20 protein-coding genes and 1 other RNA gene are annotated in these 20,793 nt (G+C 69.6%); 13 read left to right on the top strand and 8 right to left on the bottom strand.

The annotated features are described in order from the left end of the window. Nucleotides 1-12: 12 nt before the first annotated feature. Entirely contained in the window at nucleotides 13-801 is a 789-nt protein-coding gene (locus H1Q64_RS02560) for a 3-deoxy-manno-octulosonate cytidylyltransferase (RefSeq protein ID WP_237904901.1), read from the bottom strand. Between the two features lie 257 nt (nucleotides 802-1,058). Here H1Q64_RS02560 and H1Q64_RS02555 point away from each other — a divergent pair, with 257 nt between their 5' ends. The 5 genes from H1Q64_RS02555 to recR all read left to right on the top strand — a co-directional run bounded on the left by H1Q64_RS02555 (nucleotide 1,059) and on the right by recR (nucleotide 4,755). Further along, nucleotides 1,059-1,592 carry a c-type cytochrome gene (locus tag H1Q64_RS02555; RefSeq protein WP_419468817.1) on the top strand — a complete coding sequence of 178 codons (534 nt, stop codon included), beginning with the start codon at nucleotides 1,059-1,061 and terminating at the stop codon, nucleotides 1,590-1,592. A gap of 135 nt (nucleotides 1,593-1,727) precedes the next feature. Then, nucleotides 1,728-1,825: signal recognition particle sRNA small type (ffs, locus tag H1Q64_RS02550), an RNA gene on the top strand. A gap of 99 nt (nucleotides 1,826-1,924) precedes the next feature. After that, nucleotides 1,925-3,775: a DNA polymerase III subunit gamma/tau gene (locus tag H1Q64_RS02545; protein WP_237904251.1), complete on the top strand. Its 1,851-nt coding sequence runs from the start codon at nucleotides 1,925-1,927 to the stop codon at nucleotides 3,773-3,775. Nucleotides 3,776-3,778: 3 nt separating this feature from the next. Beyond that, nucleotides 3,779-4,102 carry a YbaB/EbfC family nucleoid-associated protein gene (locus H1Q64_RS02540; RefSeq protein WP_014239409.1) on the top strand — a complete coding sequence of 108 codons (324 nt, stop codon included), beginning with the start codon at nucleotides 3,779-3,781 and terminating at the stop codon, nucleotides 4,100-4,102. Between the two features lie 59 nt (nucleotides 4,103-4,161). Beyond that, on the top strand, nucleotides 4,162-4,755 hold the full coding sequence (recR, locus tag H1Q64_RS02535) for a recombination mediator RecR (protein ID WP_014239410.1): 594 nt from the start codon (nucleotides 4,162-4,164) through the stop codon (nucleotides 4,753-4,755). Between the two features lie 162 nt (nucleotides 4,756-4,917). Here recR and H1Q64_RS02530 read toward each other — a convergent pair whose 3' ends face one another. After that, the gene (locus tag H1Q64_RS02530; RefSeq protein WP_237904250.1) at nucleotides 4,918-6,114 is read right to left on the bottom strand and encodes a phosphoglycerate kinase; all 1,197 of its coding nucleotides are present in this window, start codon (nucleotides 6,112-6,114) and stop codon (nucleotides 4,918-4,920) included. Nucleotides 6,115-6,264: 150 nt separating this feature from the next. On the opposite strand from H1Q64_RS02530, the gene H1Q64_RS02525 reads away from it, so the two are divergent. The 3 genes from H1Q64_RS02525 to H1Q64_RS02515 all read left to right on the top strand — a co-directional run bounded on the left by H1Q64_RS02525 (nucleotide 6,265) and on the right by H1Q64_RS02515 (nucleotide 9,697). After that, the gene (locus H1Q64_RS02525; RefSeq protein WP_237904249.1) at nucleotides 6,265-7,359 is read left to right on the top strand and encodes a class I SAM-dependent methyltransferase; all 1,095 of its coding nucleotides are present in this window, start codon (nucleotides 6,265-6,267) and stop codon (nucleotides 7,357-7,359) included. 95 nt (nucleotides 7,360-7,454) lie between these two features. After that, nucleotides 7,455-9,062 (top strand): CYTH and CHAD domain-containing protein, encoded by a 1,608-nt coding sequence (locus H1Q64_RS02520; RefSeq protein WP_237904248.1) that lies wholly within the window; start codon nucleotides 7,455-7,457, stop codon nucleotides 9,060-9,062. 11 nt (nucleotides 9,063-9,073) lie between these two features. After that, nucleotides 9,074-9,697, top strand: a complete 624-nt coding sequence (locus tag H1Q64_RS02515; protein WP_119509532.1) for a ParA family protein — start codon at nucleotides 9,074-9,076, stop codon at nucleotides 9,695-9,697. A gap of 1 nt (nucleotide 9,698) precedes the next feature. Here the strand turns inward: H1Q64_RS02515 and H1Q64_RS02510 are convergent, their stop codons facing one another. Next, a complete protein-coding gene (locus H1Q64_RS02510) occupies nucleotides 9,699-11,087 on the bottom strand; it encodes a sensor histidine kinase (RefSeq protein WP_237904247.1) in 1,389 nt (462 codons plus the stop codon). A 189-nt stretch (nucleotides 11,088-11,276) separates the two neighbouring features. On the opposite strand from H1Q64_RS02510, the gene H1Q64_RS02505 reads away from it, so the two are divergent. Continuing rightward, the gene (locus tag H1Q64_RS02505; RefSeq protein WP_237904246.1) at nucleotides 11,277-11,813 is read left to right on the top strand and encodes a DUF4405 domain-containing protein; all 537 of its coding nucleotides are present in this window, start codon (nucleotides 11,277-11,279) and stop codon (nucleotides 11,811-11,813) included. Between the two features lie 9 nt (nucleotides 11,814-11,822). On the opposite strand, the gene H1Q64_RS02500 is transcribed toward H1Q64_RS02505, so the two are convergent. The 3 genes from H1Q64_RS02500 to H1Q64_RS02490 all read right to left on the bottom strand — a co-directional run bounded on the left by H1Q64_RS02500 (nucleotide 11,823) and on the right by H1Q64_RS02490 (nucleotide 14,405). Continuing rightward, the gene (locus tag H1Q64_RS02500) at nucleotides 11,823-12,587 is read right to left on the bottom strand and encodes a methyltransferase domain-containing protein (protein ID WP_237904245.1); all 765 of its coding nucleotides are present in this window, start codon (nucleotides 12,585-12,587) and stop codon (nucleotides 11,823-11,825) included. 33 nt (nucleotides 12,588-12,620) lie between these two features. After that, nucleotides 12,621-12,785, bottom strand: coding sequence for a hypothetical protein (locus H1Q64_RS02495; protein ID WP_160174793.1), 165 nt, complete (start codon nucleotides 12,783-12,785; stop codon nucleotides 12,621-12,623). A gap of 150 nt (nucleotides 12,786-12,935) precedes the next feature. Next, nucleotides 12,936-14,405 (bottom strand): sensor histidine kinase, encoded by a 1,470-nt coding sequence (locus H1Q64_RS02490; RefSeq protein ID WP_237904244.1) that lies wholly within the window; start codon nucleotides 14,403-14,405, stop codon nucleotides 12,936-12,938. A 167-nt stretch (nucleotides 14,406-14,572) separates the two neighbouring features. Here H1Q64_RS02490 and rfaE1 point away from each other — a divergent pair, with 167 nt between their 5' ends. Next, nucleotides 14,573-16,018 (top strand): D-glycero-beta-D-manno-heptose-7-phosphate kinase, encoded by a 1,446-nt coding sequence (rfaE1, locus tag H1Q64_RS02485; RefSeq protein WP_237904243.1) that lies wholly within the window; start codon nucleotides 14,573-14,575, stop codon nucleotides 16,016-16,018. Nucleotides 16,019-16,087: 69 nt separating this feature from the next. Here rfaE1 and H1Q64_RS02480 read toward each other — a convergent pair whose 3' ends face one another. Then, complete coding sequence (locus tag H1Q64_RS02480) at nucleotides 16,088-16,246, bottom strand: entericidin A/B family lipoprotein (protein WP_038526216.1); 159 nt, start codon at nucleotides 16,244-16,246, stop codon at nucleotides 16,088-16,090. Nucleotides 16,247-16,371: 125 nt separating this feature from the next. Between H1Q64_RS02480 and H1Q64_RS02475 the strand changes: the two genes are divergently transcribed. The 3 genes from H1Q64_RS02475 to lpdA all read left to right on the top strand — a co-directional run bounded on the left by H1Q64_RS02475 (nucleotide 16,372) and on the right by lpdA (nucleotide 19,633). Next, entirely contained in the window at nucleotides 16,372-17,253 is an 882-nt protein-coding gene (locus H1Q64_RS02475; RefSeq protein WP_237904242.1) for an alpha/beta fold hydrolase, read from the top strand. Nucleotides 17,254-17,365: 112 nt separating this feature from the next. Continuing rightward, entirely contained in the window at nucleotides 17,366-18,019 is a 654-nt protein-coding gene (locus H1Q64_RS02470) for a hypothetical protein (RefSeq protein ID WP_014239426.1), read from the top strand. Between the two features lie 213 nt (nucleotides 18,020-18,232). Next, nucleotides 18,233-19,633, top strand: a complete 1,401-nt coding sequence (lpdA, locus tag H1Q64_RS02465) for a dihydrolipoyl dehydrogenase (protein ID WP_237904241.1) — start codon at nucleotides 18,233-18,235, stop codon at nucleotides 19,631-19,633. 193 nt (nucleotides 19,634-19,826) lie between these two features. Here the strand turns inward: lpdA and H1Q64_RS02460 are convergent, their stop codons facing one another. Beyond that, nucleotides 19,827-20,786 (bottom strand): tyrosine recombinase XerC, encoded by a 960-nt coding sequence (locus tag H1Q64_RS02460; protein WP_237904240.1) that lies wholly within the window; start codon nucleotides 20,784-20,786, stop codon nucleotides 19,827-19,829. Nucleotides 20,787-20,793 lie beyond the last annotated feature (7 nt).

Below are 20,793 nucleotides of genomic sequence, written 5' to 3'. Positions count from 1 at the left end.
GGAGGTCTTCTTTTAAAGGGAAGTGCGCTTGGCGAGGATCGCGCGGGCGCGCTCCAGGTCGGCGGGAGTATCGACGCCGAGCGGAACCGCGTCAACGACGGCGGCGTCGATGCGCATCCCGAAGGCCAGCGCGCGGAGCTGCTCCAGCCGCTCACGCTGCTCCAGCGCCGAGGGCGGCAGGCGGACGTAGCGCTCCAGCGCGGCGCGGCGGTAGGCGTACAGCCCGATGTGGTGGAACAGCGGCCCGTCGCCCCAGGGCGCGGTGGCGCGGCTGAAATAGAGGGCGCGGCCCCGCCGGGCGCCGGGCGGCAGCTCCAGGATGGCCTTGACCACGTTGGGGTCGGTGCGCTCCTCCTCCCGCGTGATCTCGACCACCAGCGTGGCGATGTCGACCTGCGGGTCGGACAGCGGAGCGAAGGCGGCGCGCACCACGGCGGGCTCGATGGTCGGCAGGTCGCCCTGCACGTTCACCACCGCGTCGTACTTCCCCTCCGGGTCGAGCAGGCTGACCGCCTCGAAGATGCGGTCGGAGCCCGAGGGATGGTCGGGCCGGGTCAGCACGGCGGTGCCGCCCGCCGCCTCCACCGCCGCGGCGATCTCCGGCTCGGCGCAGGCGACCACCACCGGGCCGATCTCCGCCTCCATGGCGCGGCGCCACACTTGCACGATCATCGGCGCGCCGCCGATTTCGGCCAGCGGCTTCCCCGGCAGGCGGGTGGAGGCCATGCGGGCGGGAATCACGACGATTGGATTTGAGGGCGGCGGGTTCGCTGTGCCCTGGATGTCTGCGCCGGCGTTCATGTCGGCGTTCATGATGGAACGGCCCCCTGTCGCTTCGGAAAGGTGGCGCGGGTGAACCATGGATCGCCCTTTGCGTCAAGCGGCGTCACTCCAATATTCAGGTGGCCAACAGTCGGAGAACCGATATTCCTGTGGCAAGGGAGGGGGCCGAAGCGGTGACAAGCCGCCGCGGTCACGCTATCGTGCGGCGGAGAACCAGCCAGCCCTTGGCGACGGACCCGCGGCACGACAAAAAAGGGGACAAAGACGTTATGAGCATGGAGTGGAACAAGATTTTCGGCGCCGTGCTGCTGGCGGGTCTGATCGCCATGCTGGCCGGCTTCGCCGCGGAAGTTCTGGTGCACCCGAAGACGCCTGAGAAACCCGCCTATGTGGTGGCCATGCCGGAGGGCGCCGCTCCGGCCCCCAGCGGTGGCGCCGCCCCGTCCGGCCCGGCCGAGATCGCCCCGCTGCTCGCCAAGGCCGATGCCGCCGCTGGCCAATCCGCGGCCAAGGCCTGCGCCGCCTGCCACAGCTTCGACAAGGGGGGGGCGAACAAGGTCGGCCCGAACCTCTACGGCATCGTCGGCGCCCCGCACGGCCATCTGGACGGCTTCGCCTATTCCGACGCGATCAAGGGCAAGGCCGGCCCCTGGAACTACGACGAGTTGAACCACTTCCTCTACGACCCGAAGGCCTACGCGCCGGGCACCAAGATGACCTTCGCCGGCGTGAAGAAGGACCAGGAGCGGGCGAACATCATCGCCTATCTGCGATCCCTGTCCGACAGCCCGGCGCCGCTGCCGCAGTAACCTGCGGCGGTCCCATCCGGGAAACAGGCAAAAGCCCCGCGTTCCATCGGACGCGGGGCTTTTTCGTTCTCCCTCAAACGGAACGCCGGCAGATTGGCCTTGCATATGATGGTCCTATCGCCGATATAAGGCGCGGGAGGCTGGCGGCGGACGAGTCCCTCGCCAACCCGGTCAGGTCCGGAAGGAAGCAGCCGTAACGAGTTTCGGCTCGGGTCGTTCGTCCAGTCTCCCACCCTTCCCCATAAATTCCTGCAGCGAATTGAAACGGCGACAGCCCCGTGCCGTGACGCTATTCTGCGCTCCGTCGTGAAGCCGATTACCGGGCCAGCCGCGTGACCGATACCACCGTTGCCGATATGTCCTCTTCCGTTTCCGGGACGTCCGGGGGCCTTGCCTACCGGGTGCTGGCGCGGAAATACCGTCCGAAGAGCTTTGCCGAGCTGATCGGGCAGGACGCGCTCGTCCGCACCCTGACCAACGCCATCCATTCGGGCCGCATCGCCCAGGCATTCATGCTGACCGGCGTGCGCGGGGTGGGCAAGACGACCACCGCCCGCATCATCGCCCGCGCGCTGAACTGCACCGGGCCGGACGGCACCGGCGGGCCGACGGTGACGCCCTGCGGCGTCTGCGACAACTGCCGCGCCATCGCCGAGGACCGCCACGTCGACGTGATGGAGATGGACGCCGCCAGCCACACCGGCGTGGACGACATCCGCGAGATCATCGACGGCGTGCGCTACGCCCCCGTCTCGGCGCGCTACAAGCTCTACATCATCGACGAAGTCCACATGCTCTCCAAGAGCGCGTTCAACGCGCTTTTGAAGACGCTGGAGGAACCGCCGGCCCATGTGAAGTTCGTCTTCGCCACCACCGAAATCCGCAAGGTGCCGGTGACGGTGCTCTCGCGCTGCCAGCGCTTCGACCTGCGGCGCGTCGACGCCCAGGTGCTGAAGGAGCATTTCACCCGCATCACAGGGCTGGAAGGGGCGGGAATCGAGCCGGACGCCGCCGCGCTGATCGCGCGCGCCGCCGACGGGTCGGTGCGCGACGGATTGTCGCTGCTCGACCAGGCCATCGCGCTGGCCGTCGGCACGGTGACCGCGCAGCAGGTGCGCGACATGCTGGGGCTGGCCGACCGCAGCAAGGTGATCGACCTGTTCGAGGCCGCCGTCTCGGCCAAGCCGGCGGAGGCGATGGACCTGCTGTCCGACCTGCACCGCGTCGGCGCCGATCCGGTGGTGATCCTCCAGGACCTTCTCGACCTCGTGCACAATCTGACGCGGCTGAAGGTCGTGCCGGACAGCGCCAACGATCCCGGCCTGCCGGAGGCGGAGCGCACCCGCGGCGCCGCCCTGTCGGCAAAGCTCGGCATGCCGGCGCTGACCCGCGCGTGGCAGCTCCTGCTGAAGGGGCTGGGCGAGGTGCAGGCGGCCCCGGTGCCGCAGCAGGCCCTGGAGATGGTCATCGTGCGGCTGTCCTACGCCGCCGATATGCCGACTCCGGGCGATCTGATCCGCCAGTTCCAGAATTTGCAAAATGGCGGCGGGCAGGGTGGCCAGGGTGGCGGTGGCGCCCCGCGTGGCCCCGGTGGCGGGCCGGTGGCGGTTGGCGGCTCCGCCGTGCGCGCCGTTGCCCAGGCCCAGCCGAGCCCGCAGCCGTCTCCCCGGCCCGTGCAGACCGTCGCCGTGGCGGACGAGGAGCGCGTGGCGATGCCCCGCGACTTCCGCACGCTGGTCCAGGTCTTCGCGGAGAAGCGCGAGGGCGCGCTCTACGGCCATCTGACCGGCAGCGTCCATCTGGTGCGCCTGGAGCCGGGGCGGCTGGAGCTGCGCCTGACGACCCTGGCCCCGTCGACCCTGCCAAATCGCGTCGGCCAGCTGTTGACGGAATGGACCGGCCAGCGCTGGGTCGTCATCGTCTCGGACGCGCCGGGCGAGCCGACGCTGATCCAGCAGGAGCAGGCCGCCCAGAGACGCGCGTTGGAGGAGGCGGAGGCGCATCCGGTGGTGCGCGCCGTTCTGGACGCCTTCCCCGGCGCGAAGATCACCGATGTCCGCGACCTCAAGGCGGCGGTCGAGGCCGAGCCCCAGGTTGCGGATGACGGGGAGAATCCCGACCTTATGGTCATGCAGCAGGACGACGGGGTTTATTACCCGCTCGACGATGAAGGAGATTTCTGACCCATGAAGAACCTCGGCCAGATGATGAAGCAGGCCCAGCAGATGCAGGCCAAGATGCAGGAGATGCAGGCCCGCCTGGGCGAGGTCGAGATGACCGGCCAGTCGGGCGCCGGCATGGTCAACGTGACGGTGAACGGCAAGGGCGAGATGAAGAAGATCAAGCTCGACAAGTCGATTGTCGATCCGGAGGACATCGAGGTCCTGGAGGACCTGATCATCGCCGCCTTCAACGACGCCAAGGCCAAGGTGGAGCAGCACGTCGCCAACGAGACCCAGAACCTGATGGGCGGGATGAAGCTGCCGCCGGGCATGAAGCTGCCGTTCTAAGCGTTGAAAGGCCGGGCCGCAGGGTCGGCCCGACCACCCATTGACGAACGAAGCCGTGAATGATCGGACCTGAAATCGAGCGCCTGATCCAGCTCCTGTCCAAGCTGCCGGGGCTGGGGCCGCGGTCGGCGCGGCGGGCGGCGCTGCACCTGATGAAGCGCCGCGACAGCCTGCTGGTGCCGCTGTCCGAATCCATGGCGCTTGCGGCGGAGGCCATCCGCAACTGCTCGGTCTGCGGCAACCTCGACAGTCGCGACCCCTGCTCCGTCTGTTCCGACCACAGCCGCGACCGCTCGACCATCTGCGTGGTGGAGGATGCCGGCGACCTCTGGGCGCTGGAGCGCACGCGCGCCTTCCACGGCACCTACCATGTGCTGGGCGGCACGCTGTCGGCCTTGCAGGGGGTGGGGCCGGACGATTTGAACATCCCGTCCCTGGTGGAGCGCGCGAAGGACCCGGCGGTGACCGAGGTCATCCTGGCGCTTAACGCCACGGTGGATGGGCAGACCACCGCCCATGTGGTGACCGACCGCCTGTCCGGCAGCGGGGTTTCCGTGTCCCGTCTGGCCCACGGCGTGCCGGTGGGCGGGGAACTGGATTACTTGGACGACGGGACGCTGACCGCGGCGTTGAAGGCGCGGCGGCCTTTGTAGGAACGTGTTTGTGAGGGGAGGTCTTGCCCCCTCCCTGCCCCTCCCCCGCTTCGCAGGGGAGGGGATAAAGCTCCCTCCCCTGCGAAGCGGGGGAGGGAAGGGGCCCGCGCAGCGGGAAGGGTGGGGGCCCGCCTCAACCACCCACCCAATTCCCCCAAACTCTTACTTCTTCTTCAGCGCGGCGACGCCCGGCAGCTCCTTGCCTTCCAGCCACTCCAGGAAGGCGCCGCCGGCGGCGGAGATGTAGGTGAACTTCTCGTCCACGCCGGCGTGGGCCAGCGCCGACACGGTGTCGCCGCCGCCCGCCACCGACAGCAGGCCGCCTTCCGACGTGCGCTCGGCGACGAGGCCGGCGACGGCGTTGGTGCCGCCGTCGAAGGGCTGGATCTCGAAGGCGCCCAGCGGGCCGTTCCACACCACCGTCTTCGCACCCTGGAGCTTCAGGCCGAGGAACTCGACCGTCTTCGGGCCGACGTCGAGCGCCATCTCGTCGGCGCCGATGCCGTCCGCCGGGACGGCGCGGTTGGCCGCACCGGCCTTGAACTCCTTGGCGACGATAAAGTCCTTCGGCAGCAGAAGCTCGCAATTGGCGGCCTTGGCGGTCTCCATGATGGCGCGGGCCTGATCGGCCATGTCCTTCTCGCAGAGCGAGGCGCCGACATCCACGCCCTGGGCATAGAGGAAGGTGTTCGCCATGCCGCCGCCCAGCGCCAGCATGTCGACCTTCTTCACGAGGTTGCCGAGCAGGTCCAGCTTGGTGGAGATCTTGGCGCCGCCGACGACGGCGGCCACCGGACGCTCCGGCTTCTCCAGCGCCTTGGTCAGCGCCTCAAGCTCGGCCTGCATCAGGCGGCCCGCGGCGGCCGGCAGATGCTGGGCGACGCCTTCGGTTGAGGCGTGGGCGCGGTGCGCGGCGGAGAAGGCGTCGTTGACGTAGAGGTCGCCGAGTTCGGCGATCCGCTTGGCGAAGGCCGGATCGTTCTTTTCCTCTTCCGCGTGGAAGCGGGTGTTCTCCAGCAGCACGATGGCGCCCGGCTGGACGCCGTCGATGGCGGCCTTGGCCTTCTCGCCGACGCAATCCTCGCCGAAGGCGACGGTCTGGCCGACGGCGGCGCTCAGCGCGTCCAGCACGTTGCGCAGCGAGTTCTTGGCGTCCGGGCCGTTCTTCGGGCGGCCGAAGTGCGACAGAACCACGACCTTCGCACCCTTCTTCGCCAGCTCGGTCAGAGTCGGCGCCAGACGGTCGATGCGGGTCGTGTCGGAGACCTTGCCGTCCTGCATCGGGACGTTGAGGTCGGCACGCACCAGCACCGTCTTGCCGTTCACGTCGAGGTCGTCGATGGTGTTGAACTCGGTCATGGCTGCTGTTTCCCACGGGTTGAACTTTTGCCGGGCAATCCAGCACAGGGGCGCCCGCTTTGCAACGGCCCGCGTGGGCGACCGGTTGCCCCATGCGGCGAATGGACCGGGCTCTGGGCGGGCGGGACCGCCGATCCCATTTCTATCCCCATGAACAGGATCATCCCGCCGTCCTCCGCCCGGCCGGTCCCCCGGCTGGCCCCCCGGCTGGCTTACGCGGCCAGCCAGTCCGCCCGCGTCGCCTGGTTCCTCGGCCAGTACATGATGGCCGCGCGGATCGGCCGGCGGATCACCGGACCGCCGCGGACCACCCCTCCCGGCGGGCGTCCGGTGCCCGGCACCCGCGCGATCCTGGAGGAGCTGCGCGCCCTGCTGGCCCGCGACCTCGCCAACATCGAGGCGGGCTACTACCGCCTGCCGCACGACCTGATGCCCGACCCGCGCCGGCTGCTGGCCGACGCCGCGGCCTTCTTCCGCGACGTGCCGGAGGTGTCGCGCCGCCGCCGCGACCACGCGGCGGTCGAGGTGCGCGCCGACCCGCCGCCCGGCAGCGGGGGGCTGCCCGCCTACTACCGCCAGAACTTCCATTACCAGACCGGCGGCTACCTGACGGAGGACAGCGCCCGCCTCTACGACCATCAGGTGGAGGTGCTGTTCGGCGGCGGCGCCGACGCCATGCGCCGTCAGGTCCTGGTGCCGATCTTCGAGCATTTGAAAACGCGCCGCAGCGCGGATTGCCGCTTGCTCGACGTGGCCGCCGGGACGGGGCGCTTCCTGACCTTCGTGAAGGACAACCACCCGCGCCTGCCGGTGACCGCGCTCGACCTCTCCCCGGCCTATCTGCGCGAGGCGCGGCGCAACCTCGCCCCCTGGGCGCGCAGCAGCGCGTTGGTCCAAGCGGCGGCCGAGGCGGTCCCTCTCGCCACCGGGTCGCAGGACATCGTGACCTGCATCTACCTGTTCCACGAACTGCCGCCGAAGATCCGCGCCCAGGCCGCCGCCGAGATGGCCCGCGTGCTGAAGCCCGGCGGCATCCTTGTCTTCATGGACAGCGTGCAGTACGGCGACAACCCGATGATGGACGGGCTGATCGACCGCTTTCCGCAGTCCTTCCACGAGCCCTTCTACGCCCATTACGCCCGCGACGACCTGCCCTCCCTGTTCGCCGCTGCCGGGCTGCGCCTGCGCGAGACGTCGCTCGCCTACATGTCCAAGCTCCTGGTGTTGGAAAAGACGGACCCCTGATTGCGGGGACTGCAACAAAAGCGTCATGGTTCTGTAACTTGACCGTGGCTGGGGCCTGTGCAAAACGGGGACCCACCGGAAACGACGGGGCACGAATGGTGGTCGAAGCGGAGTCCAACCGGGAAACCGAGCTGAAGCTGGCCGTCAGGGCCGAAGACATGGCGAAGCTCCGGTCCTGCCCGACGGTCGCATCCCGCGCCAAGGGAAAAGCCGGCACCAAGACCCTGGAAAGCACCTATTACGACACCGCCGACCGGCGTCTGGCCGGGCGTCTGGTGACGTTGCGCGTGCGCAAGGTCGGCAACCAGTTCCTCCAGACCGTCAAGGGCGCGCCGGAGCGCGGCGAGCTTGGCCGGGCGGAGTGGGAGCATCCGGTCGCCGGACCGGCCCCCGACCTGTCGGCCATCGAATCGCCGGAGGCGCTGGACCTGCTGGGCTCCATCAGCGCGGCGGAGCTGCAGCCGCTCTTCACCACGTTCGTCCAGCGCACCGTGCGCGTGGTGACGACGGGCGAGGGCGAGACCGCCAGCCGCATCGAGGTCGCCTTCGACAACGGCGAGATCCGCAGCCCCGACGGCGCCTCCATCCCCGTGTCGGAGGTGGAGCTGGAGCTTCTGGAAGGCTCCGCCGCCGCCCTCTACGATCTGGCGCTGGAGCTGGCCCAGGCCGCCCCGCTGCGGCTCGACCCGCGGACCAAGGCGGAGCGCGGCTACGCTCTGGCCGACGGGACGGTGGACAAGGTGGTCAAGGCGGGCAAGCTGGAGCTTGACGCCGACACCACGGTGGAAGGCGCGCTGGCCCGCATCCTGCGCTCCTGCATCGGCCACATGCTGGCGAACGAGGCCGTCACCCTGATCGGCGAGGACGCGGAGGGCGTCCATCAGATGCGCGTGGCGCTGCGCCGCCTGCGCTCGGCGCTCGCCCTGTTCAAGCACTTCATCCCCGCCGGGTCCTACGCCTGGCTGGTCGGCGAGGTGAAGTGGCTGGGTGGCAGCCTCGGCCCGGCGCGCGACTGGGACGTCTTCCTGGCCGAGCTGCTGGAGCCGGTGAAGGAGTCCTTCCACCGCGCCGATGGCCACGGCAAGCCGCTCCAGGAAGACATCGACGCGCTCGCCGCCGCGGCGCGCGCCCGCCGCGACCGCGCCTATGAGGGGGTGCGCGAGGCCATCCGGTCCGAGCGCTACACCACCTTCCTGCTGAAGTTCGGCGCCTGGGTCGAATCGCGCGGCTGGCGCGACCAGCCGGTCAGCGAGCATTCCGCCCGGCTGTTCGACCCGGTGGAGGATCTGGCCGACCATCTGCTGTCGCGCCGTGCCAAGAAGGCCCGCCGCGCCGGCCACGGCTTCGCGAGCCTGTCGGTGACCGAGCGGCACGAGCTGCGCATCGCCCTGAAGAAGCTGCGCTACGCGGCGGAGTTCTTCCGCAGCCTTTACGACGACAAGCCGGCCCGCCGCTACATCCAGGACCTGTCCGCCTTCCAGGACGCGCTGGGCCACCTGAACGACGTGGCGACGGCGACCCGCCTGCTGCACGAGCTGCACGACGACGGCAGCCGCCCCGAGCCGGGCGAGCCGCGCGCCGCCGGCATCGTCATCGGCTGGCACGCCCGCGGCGTGGCGGAGTCCGAACCGGCGCTCCGCGACCTGTGGAAGGAGTTCGCCGACGCGAAAGCCTTCTGGTCAAAGCCCGACCGGGAGGGGTAATCTTCCCGCCCATGCGGACCATCCTCGTCGCCAACATCAAGGGCGGTTGTGGCAAGACCACGATCGCCACCCACCTCGCCGCGGCCTGCGCCGCCGCGGGTCACAGCACGGCGCTGGCCGACGTGGACCGCCAGCGCTCCTCGCTCGGCTGGCTGGCCCGCCGCCCGGCCACGGCCTCCGCCCTGGTGGGGCTGGACTGGGCGAAGGACCTGTCCGACGCGCCGAAGGGCATCCAGCGCCTCGTCATCGACGCGCCGGCCGCTCTGAAGACCAAGCAGATCGAGGATCTGGTGCGGATGGCCGACGTCGTCGTGCTGCCGGTGCTGCCCAGCGCCTTCGACGAGCAGGCGACTCAGCGTTTCCTCGGCAAGCTGGAGGAACTGAAGTCGATCGCCAAGAACCGCAAGTCGGTGGCGGTGGTCGGCAACCGCCTGCGCCCCCGCACCAAGGCGGCGGACCGGCTGGACCAGTTTCTCGGCGGGGTCGGGCACAGCGTGGTGACCCGCCTGCGCGACAGCCAGATCTACGCCGACGCCGCGGCCTCCGGCCTCAGCCTGTTCGACCTGACCGGCAAGCGCGCCGCCGAGCACCGCGCCGACTGGGAACCGCTGCTGGCCTACATCGAGAAGGCGTGAGTCACCCCCGCCCGACCGGAATGGCGACGGCGAAGCGGGTTCCCGGATCGAGGCGTTCGGCGTCCACCGTGGCGTTGATCTGCCGGACGGTGTTGACCAGCAACCGCATGCCGAGGCTCTTCGTCGGCGCCGACAGGTCGAAGCCGGCGGGAAGCCCGACGCCCTGGTCCATCACCTCCAGGATCATTGCATCCTCGCCGTCCCGGCGCAGGGTCACGCGGATCGGCCCTCCGCGGTCGCCGGGATAGGCGTATTTCAGGGCGTTGGTGACCAGTTCGTTGACCACCAGCCCGATGGGGACGGCCTGATCGGTGGGCACGATCACCCGGTCGCCGGTGAAGCTCAGGTCATGGCCCGGCGCGGTTTCCTGTAGCTTCCGGCAGAGGCCGTGCAGGAAGCCGGACAGGTCGATGAAGCTCGCATCATACTGCCGCCACAGATGGTCGTGCACCCCGGCGATGGTCAGGACACGGCTGTAGGCGTCCATCAGGACGTTGCGGGCGTCGTCATTGTCCGACGCGCGGGCCTGCAGCGAGAGCTGCGCCGCCACCAGCGCCAGGCTGTTCTTCACCCGGTGGCTGACCTCCTGGGTCAGCAGCCGCTGGCGCTCCTGCGCCTCGCGCTGCTCGTTGATGTCGGTGCTGGTGCCGAACCAGCGGATGATGGTGCCGGCGGTCTCGTCGCGGATGGGCACGGCGCGGAACAGGTGCCAGCGGTACACGCCGTCGCGGCGGCGCAGCGGCGCGGTGTACTCCCAGGACCGGCCCTCCGCCCGCGCGGCGGTGACGGCCTCCAGCATCAGGTCGGCGTGGTCGGGATGGATGACCGTCCACCAGCCGTCGTTCTGCATCTGCTCCATCGAGGTGCCGGTGAAGTCGAACCAGCGCTGGTTGTACCAGATGCTGTAATCGGCGGGGTCGCGCATCCAGGCGAGCTGCGGGATGGCGTTGGCCATGGTGCGGAAGTTGGTTTCGCTCTCGCGCAGGGCGGCCTCGGCGCGGACGCGGTTGTCGATGTCCGTCGCGGCGCCGATCCAGGCGATCAGACGGCCGTGCAGATGGACGGGGGAAACCCGCCCGATGTGCCAGCGGTGCATCCCGTCGCTCCGCCGCCGCAGCCGGACCTGAACGTCATAGGGCTGGCCCAGGGGAACCGCCCGGCCGCGCACCTCGTCCAGGCGCGGGCGGTCGGCGGGGTGGACGGCCTCCCGCCAGTTCAGCATGCCCTCGGCGCTGCCCTGTCCGGTGTAGTCGCGCCATTCGCGGTTGAAGAACTCGACCGTCCCGTCGGTGCGGGCGATCCACATCTTGCGCGGCGCGCTTTCGATGAAGGCGCGCAGGCGCTCCTCGTTCTCGTCGCGCCACCCTTCCGACTCTTCCTGCGTGCCCATGAACCGGAAGCCCCGATGGTTGCATCGTGATCACGCAGTCATCTGGACCGTGGGGCGGGGCGGTCAAGCGCACGGGCGGCGATGGGCGCCGTTACACTCTGTAACGTTCGGCGGCGGCGCGGGACATCAAGCGGTTACAATCCGGCCTCACTTTGGCCGCATTCCGTTCAACCTGCGAGCCGTCTCCCAATGCCCTCCATGTCCTCCACCATCACCCGCCAGATCGTCACGCCGGTGACCATCGTCCTGTTCGTCGTCTCCACGGTGACGGGAATCATGCTTCTGCTGCACTGGAACGGCAACCTGGTGCGCTTCTCCCACGAATGGCTCAGCGTCGGCTTCTCGGCCATCGGCCTGTGGCATCTGGCGCGCAACTGGACGGCCTTCCTCCAGTACTTCAAACGCAACGTGGCCCTGTCGGCCTTCGTGGTCAGCGTCGCCGGATCGCTGGTCTTCACGGCGATGACCGGAACGCCGGCCTCCACCGGCGGCCCCGGCGCGATGATGCGGGCGGTGGCGAACGCCCCGCTGGCGACGGTGGCGCCGGTCTTCGGTTTGGACCCCGACAAGGCCATCCAGGCGCTCAAGGCCGCCAACATCGAGGCGCAGCCCGGCGAGTCGCTGTCGGCCATCGGCACCCGTGCCGGGATGAACGCGGTGGGCGTGGCGAACATCCTCACCGCCGCCAAGCAGCCCAGGCCAGCTTCAAATGGGCCGGCGTCGTAAGATTTCGCCTCAAACCCGCGCCACGAGGAACAGCCGCTTGAAGGGAAACAGCGTGCGGCCGTCGGGGCGCCGGGGATAAGCGGCGTCGAGCCGGGCGCGGTAGGCCGCCAGGAAGGCGTCCAGCTCCGCGCCCGTCAGCGTGTCCAGGACGGGCAGCAGCGTCGTGCCGCGCGTCCATTGCAGGACCGGATCGTCACCCTCCAGAACCTGGAGATACTCGGTCTCCCAGAGATCCAGGCGCCGGGTGAGCGGGGCGAGCCAGCCGTAATAGATCTCGGGCGCGGGCACCGGGGCGGTGCGCAGGACCGGCGCCAGCCGCTCGGCCCAGGGGCCGTCCGCCGCCGTCTCGTAGAGCAGGCGGTGCGAGGGCGCTTCGAAGTTCCGGGGCATCTGCACGGCCAGCACCCCACCGGGGGCCAGCGCCCGCAGCAGGTCCGGGAACAGCCACTCGTGCCCGTCCAGCCAGTGCAGGGCGGCGTTGGAGATCAGCAGATCGACCGGCCGATCGGGGCGCCAGACCCTCAGGTCGGCCTGGAGCCAGCGCACGCGGGACGGCGTGGTCCGCGCGCGCTCCAGCATGGCGGGGGAATTGTCCACCCCCAGCACCTCGGCCTCCGGCCAGCGTTCGGCCAGCAGGCAGGCGAGCTGCCCGGCCCCGCAGCCGAGATCGACCACCGTCCGCGGTGTCAGGGAGGGCAGGGCCGCCACGAGGTCGTGGGCCGGGCGGCGGCGCCAGGACTCGAACCGTGCGTATTGTTCGGGGTCCCACGGCATGCCCGGCCTCCACCGGTTGAAGGGGGTTGGGGGTTATTCCTGCTCGCGCTGGCGGGCGATCTGCTCGTCCATGTGGTTGTAGTGCTTCGTGACCATCATGAAGATCGTCCCGATGCAGCCGATGGCCAGCAGCCAGCCGCCATAGTAGAACGCCGTGTCCGCCGCGCGCGACGCCGCCAGCAGGCCGATGAACGCCATGAAGCCCAGGATCCCTCCGGTGATCCACTTGCCCGTGCCTTCCAAAGTCCCGTTCCCTTCCTTCGCTGCCGGTCCCGCGCGGGGCGTGCGCCCGGCGGGATGCCGACGGGTTGACCGTGCCGCGAATTCTGGTGGAGCGGGCGCCGGAAATCAATCCGGGATGGGCGAATCCGATGTGGGCATTTCGCCCAACCGGCCGGCACCCTCTAGGACGATCCCCGGGGGAAGCTCCAGCGCGAAGACGGTGCCCGCCGCGGTGCTCTCCACCAGCCGCAGGTCGCCGCCATGGGCGCGCAGCACCTCCCGCGCGATGGCGAGGCCCAGCCCGACGCCACCCGCCCTTGCCGAGCCGGCGAAGGGCTGGAACAGGTTGTCCCGCGCCCGCGGCGGCAGGCCCGGCCCGTCATCGGCCACCAGCAGGAGCAGCCCGCCGCCGGGCCGGGTCTCCACCATCACCGTAACCGCTCCAGCCCCCGCCTGCGCGGCGTTGCGCCCCAGGTTGACCAGCGCGCGGGAGAGCTGGGCGGCGTCCGCGCGGACGGTCAGCCCCTCCGGCACCCGGTTGTTCCAGCGCAGTTCCGCCCGCTCCCCATCCGGGCGCACGACGTCCGGGCGCAGGGCGGCCAGCGCCGCGGCCCCCGCCTCCTCGACCAGCGGGCGCAGCGGCACCTCGGCCCGCGCCAGGGGCAGCAGGCCGTCGCGGGTGTAGGTCATCGTCTGGCCGCACAGCTCCACCGCCCGGTCGATGGAGGCCATCAGCCGCGGCGTGACCCGCCGTACCTCCGGGTCGGCGCTCTCGGCCAGCCGCTCCGACAGCAGGGCGGCGGTGGACAGGATGGCGCGCAGGTCGTGGTTGATCTTGGCGACCGCGGTGCCCAGCGCGGCCAGCCGCTCACGCTGGCGCAGCGCGCTGCGGATGGTGGCCTGCATGTCGGCCAGCTCGCGCTCCGCCACGCCGATCTCGTCGGTGCGGGCGCTGGGCTGGAAGGGCGGCGTGCCGTCGGGGTCGCGGCGGATGGCGACCAGCCCCTCGGTCAGGCGGCGCATCGGCCGCACCAGAAGCCGGGTCAGCGAGACGAAGACCAGAACCGCCGCGATCAGCGAGATCGCCACCGACAGCGCCAGGATGCGGCCCGAGAAGTCGATCATCGCCTGGATCATCGGCCGCTCGTCCATCACCATGTCGACCTGGAAGGCGGGGTCCTTGGGCGACGGCCCGATCACCCGGATCACCCGGTCCCGCCGCTGGGCCAGCGCCATGAAGGCGTCGGCGGTCAGCCGCGGCGCCATGGCGCCGCGCAGGTCGAATACGGCGTCCACCGTCGGCGGCATGGAGCGGGACAGCATGTAGACTCGGCTGTCCGGCCGGATCAGTTCCACCGCGTGGGCGCCGACATGGGCCAGCAGCTCGTTCTGAAGCTCCATCGCCACCATCATGTCCGGCGTCGCCTCCACCGACAGGGCGGCGAGATGGGCGGCCGCCAGCCGCTCCTCCAGATAGGTCAGGCGGTAGCGGGCGATGGACGGCGTGTAGATCAGCACCTCCGCCAGCAGGACGAACAGCACGGTCAGCACCAGCAGCTTGGCCGACAGGCTTCTCGTGACGGGCGGCAGGGGCATGGGCGGCGTCCGGGGGCAACGTCTTGGGGCATGGGATGCCGGAGGATAGGGCAGGATGCCGCCGCAGGCCAGTTGCCGGACCTTATTATCCCCTCTCCCGCTTCGGGAGAGGGGATACGAGCGCTCCGCTCTGGCGCGCCACTCCCAAGATTGGTAGTAGAACCGGCATGAGCGACCTTGCCCGTCACATCGACTCCCTGTCCCGCGCCAGCGTGCTGTGCGTCGGCGACGTCATGCTCGACCGATTCATCTACGGGTCGGTCGACCGCGTGTCCCCCGAAGCGCCGATCCCCGTGCTGCGGATCGAGCGCGAGACGGCCATGCTCGGCGGCGCCGGCAACGTGGCTGCCAACGTCATGGCGCTGGGCGCCGGCTGCCGCTTCGTGTCGGTGGTGGGCGAGGACGCGGCGGGGCTGGAGCTGGTCCGCCTCGTGGCGAAGGAGACGGGCGACGGTGGCGGTCTGGTCGCCGAGCCGGGGCGCCAGACCACGGTCAAGACGCGCTTCATCGGCGGGCGCCAGCAGCTTCTGCGCGCCGACGCCGAGACCATCGCCGCCATTGGGTCGGAGGAGGAGGTGATGGTCGCCGCCCGCACCGGCCTGCTGACGGTGGGCGCGGTGATCCTGTCCGACTACGGCAAGGGCGTGCTGACCGACGCCTTGGTCGCGCAGCTCATCCAGGCGGCGCGGGAAGCCGGGCTGCCGGTCGTGGTCGATCCCAAGGGCGACGATTTCGGGCGCTACCGCGGGGCCAGCGTGATCACGCCCAACCGCAAGGAGCTGATCCAGGCCACCGGCATGCCCGCCGACAGCGACGCCGAGGTCGAGGCCGCCTGCCGCTTCCTGCTGGAGACCTGCGGCATCGACGCGGTGGTCGCCACGCGCAGCGAGCGCGGCATGTCCGTGGTGACGCGCGACGGCGCCACCCATCTGCCGGCCAACGCCCGCGAGGTCTTCGACGTGTCGGGCGCCGGCGACACGGTGGTGGCGACGCTGACCTCCGCCCTGTCGGTGGGGGTGGAGCTGACCGACGCGGCGCGGCTGGCCAATCTGGCCGCCGGGATAGTGGTGGGGAAGGTCGGCACCGCGGTGGTCCGCGCGCCGGAGCTGCTGTCCGCCCTGCACGAGCAGGAATGGCGCAGCGGCGAGGAGAAGGTCGACACGCTGGAGCAGGCCGTAGAGCGCGCGGCGCGCTGGCGCGCCCGCGGCAAGCGGGTGGGCTTCACCAACGGCTGCTTCGACCTGCTGCACCCCGGCCACATCGCGTTGCTGAACCAGGCCAAGGCCGCCTGCGATGTGCTGGTGGTGGGGCTGAACAGCGACGCCTCGGTGAAACGGCTGAAGGGCGAGACGCGCCCGGTGCAGACCGAGACGGCGCGGGCGACGGTGCTCGCCTCGCTGGCCTGCGTCGATCTGGTGGTGGTCTTCGGCGAGGACACGCCGGAAGAGCTGATCCGCGCCCTGCGGCCCGACGTGCTGGTGAAGGGGGCGGACTACACGGTCGCCACGGTGGTCGGCGCCGGATTCGTGCAGAGCTACGGCGGTAAGGTCGTGCTGGCCGACCTCGTGGACGGCCAAAGCACGACCAACACCATCAAGCGCATGCAGCGCTGAATTCGGGACGTTGAAAATCGGGGCGCTGAAACCCCGGAGCCGAAGCTCCGGGGCGTCCGCGTTGCGCGATCACATCTTCTTCTGGACGCTGTCCGACGAGCGCTCCACCGCGCGGCCGCCCGCCTGCACGTCCTGACCCATGCCTTCGACGGTGTTGCAGGCGGCGAGGCTGGTGGTCAGGGCCGCGCCCAGGGCGGCGAAAAGGACGAGCTTCTTCAGGCTACGCATGGCATTTTCCTCTTGAGGTCGAAAACAATCGGCTGAAAAACGCGAGAAACCCGCCAAAGGTTTCCGAAGCCTCGCCGTGCGGAAGGACAGTTCTCCACACTCAAACGGATAGGGGGAGGGCACGCATGTTCGAAGGGTTCACCCGCCACCGCATCGCCACCGATGGCGCCGAGATCCACACGCTGGTCGGGGGCGAGGGGCCGCCGCTCCTTCTGCTTCATGGCTTTCCGCAGTGCCACGCTCTGTGGAACCGGGTCGCGCCACGGCTGGCTGAGCGCTTCACCGTGGTGCTGACCGACCTGCGGGGGTACGGCCAATCGTCGAAGCCGCCGGGCGATTCCGCGCACGAGACCTACTGCAAACGCACCAACGCGCGCGATCAGGTGGCGGTGATGGCCGCGCTCGGTTTCGACCGCTTCCGGCTGGCCGGGCACGACCGCGGCGCGCGGGTGGCCCACCGGCTGGTCCTTGACCATCCCGGCCGGGTCGAACGCGCGGCCTTCCTGGACGTGGTGCCGACGCTGGAGGTCTTCGCCCGCATCGACCAGCGCATGGCGACCGCCTATTACCACTGGTTCTTCCTGATCCAGCCCAACAATCTGGCGGAACGGCTGATCGGGTCGGATCCGGATTTCTACCTGGGGCAGGTGCTCGGCTCCATCGGCAGCAGCGCCGACATCTTCGAGCCGGAGGCGATGGAGGCCTACCGCACCGCCTTCCGCGATCCCGCCACCGTCCACGCCATGTGCGAGGATTACCGCGCCGCCGCGGGCATCGACCTGGAGCACGACCGCGAGGATCGGGCGGCGGGCCGCAAGGTGACGTGCCCGGCTTTGTTCCTGTGGGGCCGCAACAGCGCGGTCGGGCGCCTCTACGACGACCCGCTGGGTATCTGGCGCGGCTACGCCCCGGCCATTGAGGGGCATGTGATGCCCGCCGGCCATTTCATCCCCGAGGAGGCGCCAGAGGAAACGGCGCGGGCATTGCTCGATTTCTTCACGGACTGACCGGGAACCTGGGCGAGCGTGGATTTCCGGTCACGCGAGGCCCTGCGAAACCGTCCCCTTGCAGAAGCCTGGAGCGCAGCTCCGGCGTCCAGTCGCAGCAAGGGACATCGCCATGCGTTGCCAGCAACTCCTGAACACCATCCAAGCCGAATTCAACAACGGGAACATCAATCTTCAACGGGCCGACGTCTTCGCCCAGAATGCCAACATCCGCGGTGGCTGGGAGGTCTGGCTCCAGCTGGAAATCGCGCACGGGTTTCTGAACATTCCCGGCAACTGGACCTGCGAACGGGAGCAGCCCTACCCCTCCACCAACGGCGGAAACCCCTTTCTGTCCTACACCGCGGTTGGCCCGGCCTGGGGGGTGTCGGCCAACCGCCGCGCCGCCGCGCGCGCCGATTTCTACCTGTGCCGCAACGCCGGGATCGCAGATGACGTTTACATCGAGCTGAAATGCATCAACCAGACCCACGCCAATCCGATCAATGACGCCTGGGGCCGTTTCGAGGCCGACATCATCAAGCAGCAGACCCTGCGCCTCGGCAACGCCGGCCTGAACTACGTCTCCATGCTGGCGACCTTCGGCATCTTCCAGCAGGCCGACGTTGGAGGCGGCAACCCGACGCTCGGCTGGTTCTGGGCGGGCGGACGCACCGCCTATGTGTACGACGTGTTCAACAATCAGGTGAACAACCAAGTCACCACCCTGGCGAACGTGGCTCAGGGCGGCGCCCCGCGCCTGTTCCTGGTCGCCGTTTCGGTGTGATGCGGCCCGGACCGGGGAGCGGCCCCCGGTCCCGTTCATCTCGGCATGGGTTCCGGCTGTTCCCATGCCGGTCTTTCAACCCGGCATCCCTCCCCCCGGACGAACTGTCCCGTTGCCAGTTGGCGTGAGCGGCGGCATAAATCGGCGCGCGGCCCTCCCCGCTGGACGGGACGGCTTTTGGCAAACACAAAAATGGCGGAAGGAAAGCCCCCAATGGCTGAAAGCACTTTCGACGTCGTCGTGGTCGGCGGCGGTCCCGGCGGGTATGTCTGCGCAATCCGTGCGGCGCAGCTCGGTTTCAAGGTTGCCTGCGTCGAGAAGCGCAGCGCGCTGGGCGGTACCTGCCTGAACGTCGGCTGCATCCCGTCCAAGGCGCTGCTCGCCGCGTCGGAGAAGTACGAGGAGGCCAAGCACGGCCTCGCCAAGTTCGGCATCAAGGTCGGCGGCGTCGAGTTGGACCTGCCGGGCATGCTGTCCCACAAGGACAAGGTCGTCAAAGAGAACACCGGCGGCATCGAGTTCCTGTTCAAGAAGAACAAGATCGCCTGGCTGAAGGGTGCGGGCCGCATCACCGCTCCGAACACCGTCGAGGTCGAGGGCATCGGCACCGTCACGGCGTCCAAGGCTATCGTCATCGCCACCGGCTCGGAAGTCACCCCGCTGCCGGGCATCGAGATCGACGAGCAGAAGATCGTCTCCTCCACCGGCGCCCTGGAGCTGCCGGAGGTGCCGAAGCGCCTCGTCGTCATCGGCGGCGGCGTGATCGGTCTTGAACTGGGCTCGGTCTGGGGCCGCCTCGGCGCGCAGGTCACCGTGGTCGAGTTCCTGGACCGCATCCTGCCAACCATGGACGGCGAAGTGTCCAAGCAGATGCAGCGCATCCTCGGCAAGCAGGGCATGACCTTCAAGCTCGGCTCCAAGGTCACCGGCGCCAAGGTCACCAACACCGGCGTCACCCTGTCGGTCGAGCCCGCCGCCGGCGGCACCGCCGAGGAGGTCGAGGCCGACGTCGTGCTGGTCGCCATCGGGCGCCGGGCCTTCACCAACGGGCTGGGACTCGACGCCGTGGGCGTGGAGATGGACAACCGCGGCCGCGTGAAGATCGGCAAGCACTTCGAAACCAACGTGCCGGGCATCTACGCCATCGGCGACGTGGTCGAAGGCCCGATGCTGGCCCACAAGGCCGAGGAGGAGGGCGTCGCGCTCGCCGAGCTGCTGGCCGGTCAGGCGGGCCACGTCAACCACGACCTCGTCCCCGGCGTCGTCTACACCTGGCCGGAAGTGGCCGCGGTCGGCAAGACCGAGGAGGAGCTGAAGGCCGCCGGCGTCGCCTTCAAGGCGGGCAAGTTCCCCTTCACCGCCAACGGCCGCGCCCGCGCCAGCGGCACGACCGACGGCTTCGTGAAGATCCTGGCCGACGCGCGCACCGACAAGGTGCTGGGCGTCCACATGGTCGGCCCGAACGTGTCGGAGATGGTGGCCGAGCTGGCCTTGGCCATGGAGTTCAGCGCGTCCGCCGAGGACATCGCCCGCACCTGCCACGCCCACCCGACCCTGTCGGAAGTGACCAAGGAAGCCGCCCTCGCCGTGGACGGCCGCGCCCTGCACATCTAAGGGGCGTTTTCTCTCGTAACCCTCTCCCCTCTGGGGAGAGGGTGGCCCGGAGGGCCGGTGAGGGGGTTGCGCTTATGGGAAGTCCGGCACAAGCGCAACCCCCTCACCCTAACCCTCTCCCCGGAGGGGAGAGGGGACTTCAAGTGCGGTCGCTCTGGCCGGGGAGGGGGCAAAGCACTTCCCTTTTCTGAATCTACGGCGTCCTCTTCGCCCGCGGGTGCGCCGAGCGGTACACCTGCATCAGTTGCTCGCTCTCCACATCCGTGTAGCGCTGCGTCGTCGACAGCGAGGCGTGGCCCAGCAGATCCTGGATCGCCCGCAGGTCTCCGCCGTCCGCCAACAGATGCGTGGCGAAGCTGTGCCGCAGCGCGTGCGGCGTCGCGGTCTCCGGCAACCCCATCAGGCGGCGCAGGTCGCGCATCCGCCGTTGCGCGATGGCCGGGGCGAGCTGCCCGCCGCGCACCCCGACGAACAGCGGCGCGTCCGGCCCTTGGCGGTAGGGGCAGGCGTCCATGTAGGCGCGCACCGCCTCCGTCACCGCCGGCAGCACCGGGACGATCCGTTCCTTGTTGCCCTTGCCTGTGACCCGCAGCGTCTCGCCCAGCGGCGCCTCGCGGCGCGTCAGGTTCAGCGCCTCCGAAATGCGCAGGCCGCAGCCGTAGAGCAGCGTGAACAGCGCCCGGTCGCGCTTGCCGACCCAGGGCTCGTCCGGTTCCTTCTCCGATTCCTCCAGCAGCCGGTCGGCGTCCAGCACGGTCAGCGGCTTCGGCGCCGGGCGCTTGATACGCGGGCCGGAGAAGGTGTTGATCGCCGGGTTGTGCAGGCGGCCGTCGCGGTCCATCCAGCGGAAGAGGTTGCGCACCGACGACAGGGCGCGCGACCGGCTGTTGGAGCCGATCCCCTTCATGGCGAGGTGGGACAGCCAGGAGCGGAAATCGGTGACGGTCAGCGCGGCGAGGTCGTTCATCGACGGCGGCTTGGCCTGATAGCTGGTGATGAACTCCAGGAAGGTCGCGACGTCGCCGATGTAGGCGGTCAGGGTGTGGGGCGAGACGTTGCGCTCGCTCTCCATCCAGCGCCGCCAATGCGCCAGCGTGTCCTGGACGTCGGGCTGGGCGGCGAAACCGAGGACGGGATTCTGTTTTCCGGTCATGCGTTCC

Source organism: Azospirillum brasilense, assembly GCF_022023855.1.
In the GTDB taxonomy this organism is placed as follows: domain Bacteria; phylum Pseudomonadota; class Alphaproteobacteria; order Azospirillales; family Azospirillaceae; genus Azospirillum; species Azospirillum brasilense_F.
The sequence above is the reverse complement of the archived record's forward strand: the minus strand, read 5'-3'. Positions and strand labels throughout refer to the sequence as shown.

What these genes read in the sequence shown, in the direction of transcription:
- H1Q64_RS02560 (WP_237904901.1), bottom strand. Translation starts at nt 801, where the DNA reads ATGAACGCCGGCGCAGACATCCAGGGCACAGCGAACCCGCCGCCCTCA.
- H1Q64_RS02555 (WP_419468817.1), top strand. Translation starts at nt 1,059, where the DNA reads ATGGAGTGGAACAAGATTTTCGGCGCCGTGCTGCTGGCGGGTCTGATC.
- H1Q64_RS02540 (WP_014239409.1), top strand. Translation starts at nt 3,779, where the DNA reads ATGAAGAACCTCGGCCAGATGATGAAGCAGGCCCAGCAGATGCAGGCC.
- recR (WP_014239410.1), top strand. Translation starts at nt 4,162, where the DNA reads ATGATCGGACCTGAAATCGAGCGCCTGATCCAGCTCCTGTCCAAGCTG.
- H1Q64_RS02530 (WP_237904250.1), bottom strand. Translation starts at nt 6,114, where the DNA reads ATGACCGAGTTCAACACCATCGACGACCTCGACGTGAACGGCAAGACG.
- H1Q64_RS02525 (WP_237904249.1), top strand. Translation starts at nt 6,265, where the DNA reads ATGAACAGGATCATCCCGCCGTCCTCCGCCCGGCCGGTCCCCCGGCTG.
- H1Q64_RS02520 (WP_237904248.1), top strand. Translation starts at nt 7,455, where the DNA reads ATGGTGGTCGAAGCGGAGTCCAACCGGGAAACCGAGCTGAAGCTGGCC.
- H1Q64_RS02515 (WP_119509532.1), top strand. Translation starts at nt 9,074, where the DNA reads ATGCGGACCATCCTCGTCGCCAACATCAAGGGCGGTTGTGGCAAGACC.
- H1Q64_RS02510 (WP_237904247.1), bottom strand. Translation starts at nt 11,087, where the DNA reads ATGGGCACGCAGGAAGAGTCGGAAGGGTGGCGCGACGAGAACGAGGAG.
- H1Q64_RS02505 (WP_237904246.1), top strand. Translation starts at nt 11,277, where the DNA reads ATGCCCTCCATGTCCTCCACCATCACCCGCCAGATCGTCACGCCGGTG.
- H1Q64_RS02500 (WP_237904245.1), bottom strand. Translation starts at nt 12,587, where the DNA reads ATGCCGTGGGACCCCGAACAATACGCACGGTTCGAGTCCTGGCGCCGC.
- H1Q64_RS02495 (WP_160174793.1), bottom strand. Translation starts at nt 12,785, where the DNA reads ATGGCGTTCATCGGCCTGCTGGCGGCGTCGCGCGCGGCGGACACGGCG.
- H1Q64_RS02490 (WP_237904244.1), bottom strand. Translation starts at nt 14,405, where the DNA reads ATGCCCCTGCCGCCCGTCACGAGAAGCCTGTCGGCCAAGCTGCTGGTG.
- rfaE1 (WP_237904243.1), top strand. Translation starts at nt 14,573, where the DNA reads ATGAGCGACCTTGCCCGTCACATCGACTCCCTGTCCCGCGCCAGCGTG.
- H1Q64_RS02480 (WP_038526216.1), bottom strand. Translation starts at nt 16,246, where the DNA reads ATGCGTAGCCTGAAGAAGCTCGTCCTTTTCGCCGCCCTGGGCGCGGCC.
- H1Q64_RS02475 (WP_237904242.1), top strand. Translation starts at nt 16,372, where the DNA reads ATGTTCGAAGGGTTCACCCGCCACCGCATCGCCACCGATGGCGCCGAG.
- H1Q64_RS02470 (WP_014239426.1), top strand. Translation starts at nt 17,366, where the DNA reads ATGCGTTGCCAGCAACTCCTGAACACCATCCAAGCCGAATTCAACAAC.
- lpdA (WP_237904241.1), top strand. Translation starts at nt 18,233, where the DNA reads ATGGCTGAAAGCACTTTCGACGTCGTCGTGGTCGGCGGCGGTCCCGGC.
- H1Q64_RS02460 (WP_237904240.1), bottom strand. Translation starts at nt 20,786, where the DNA reads ATGACCGGAAAACAGAATCCCGTCCTCGGTTTCGCCGCCCAGCCCGAC.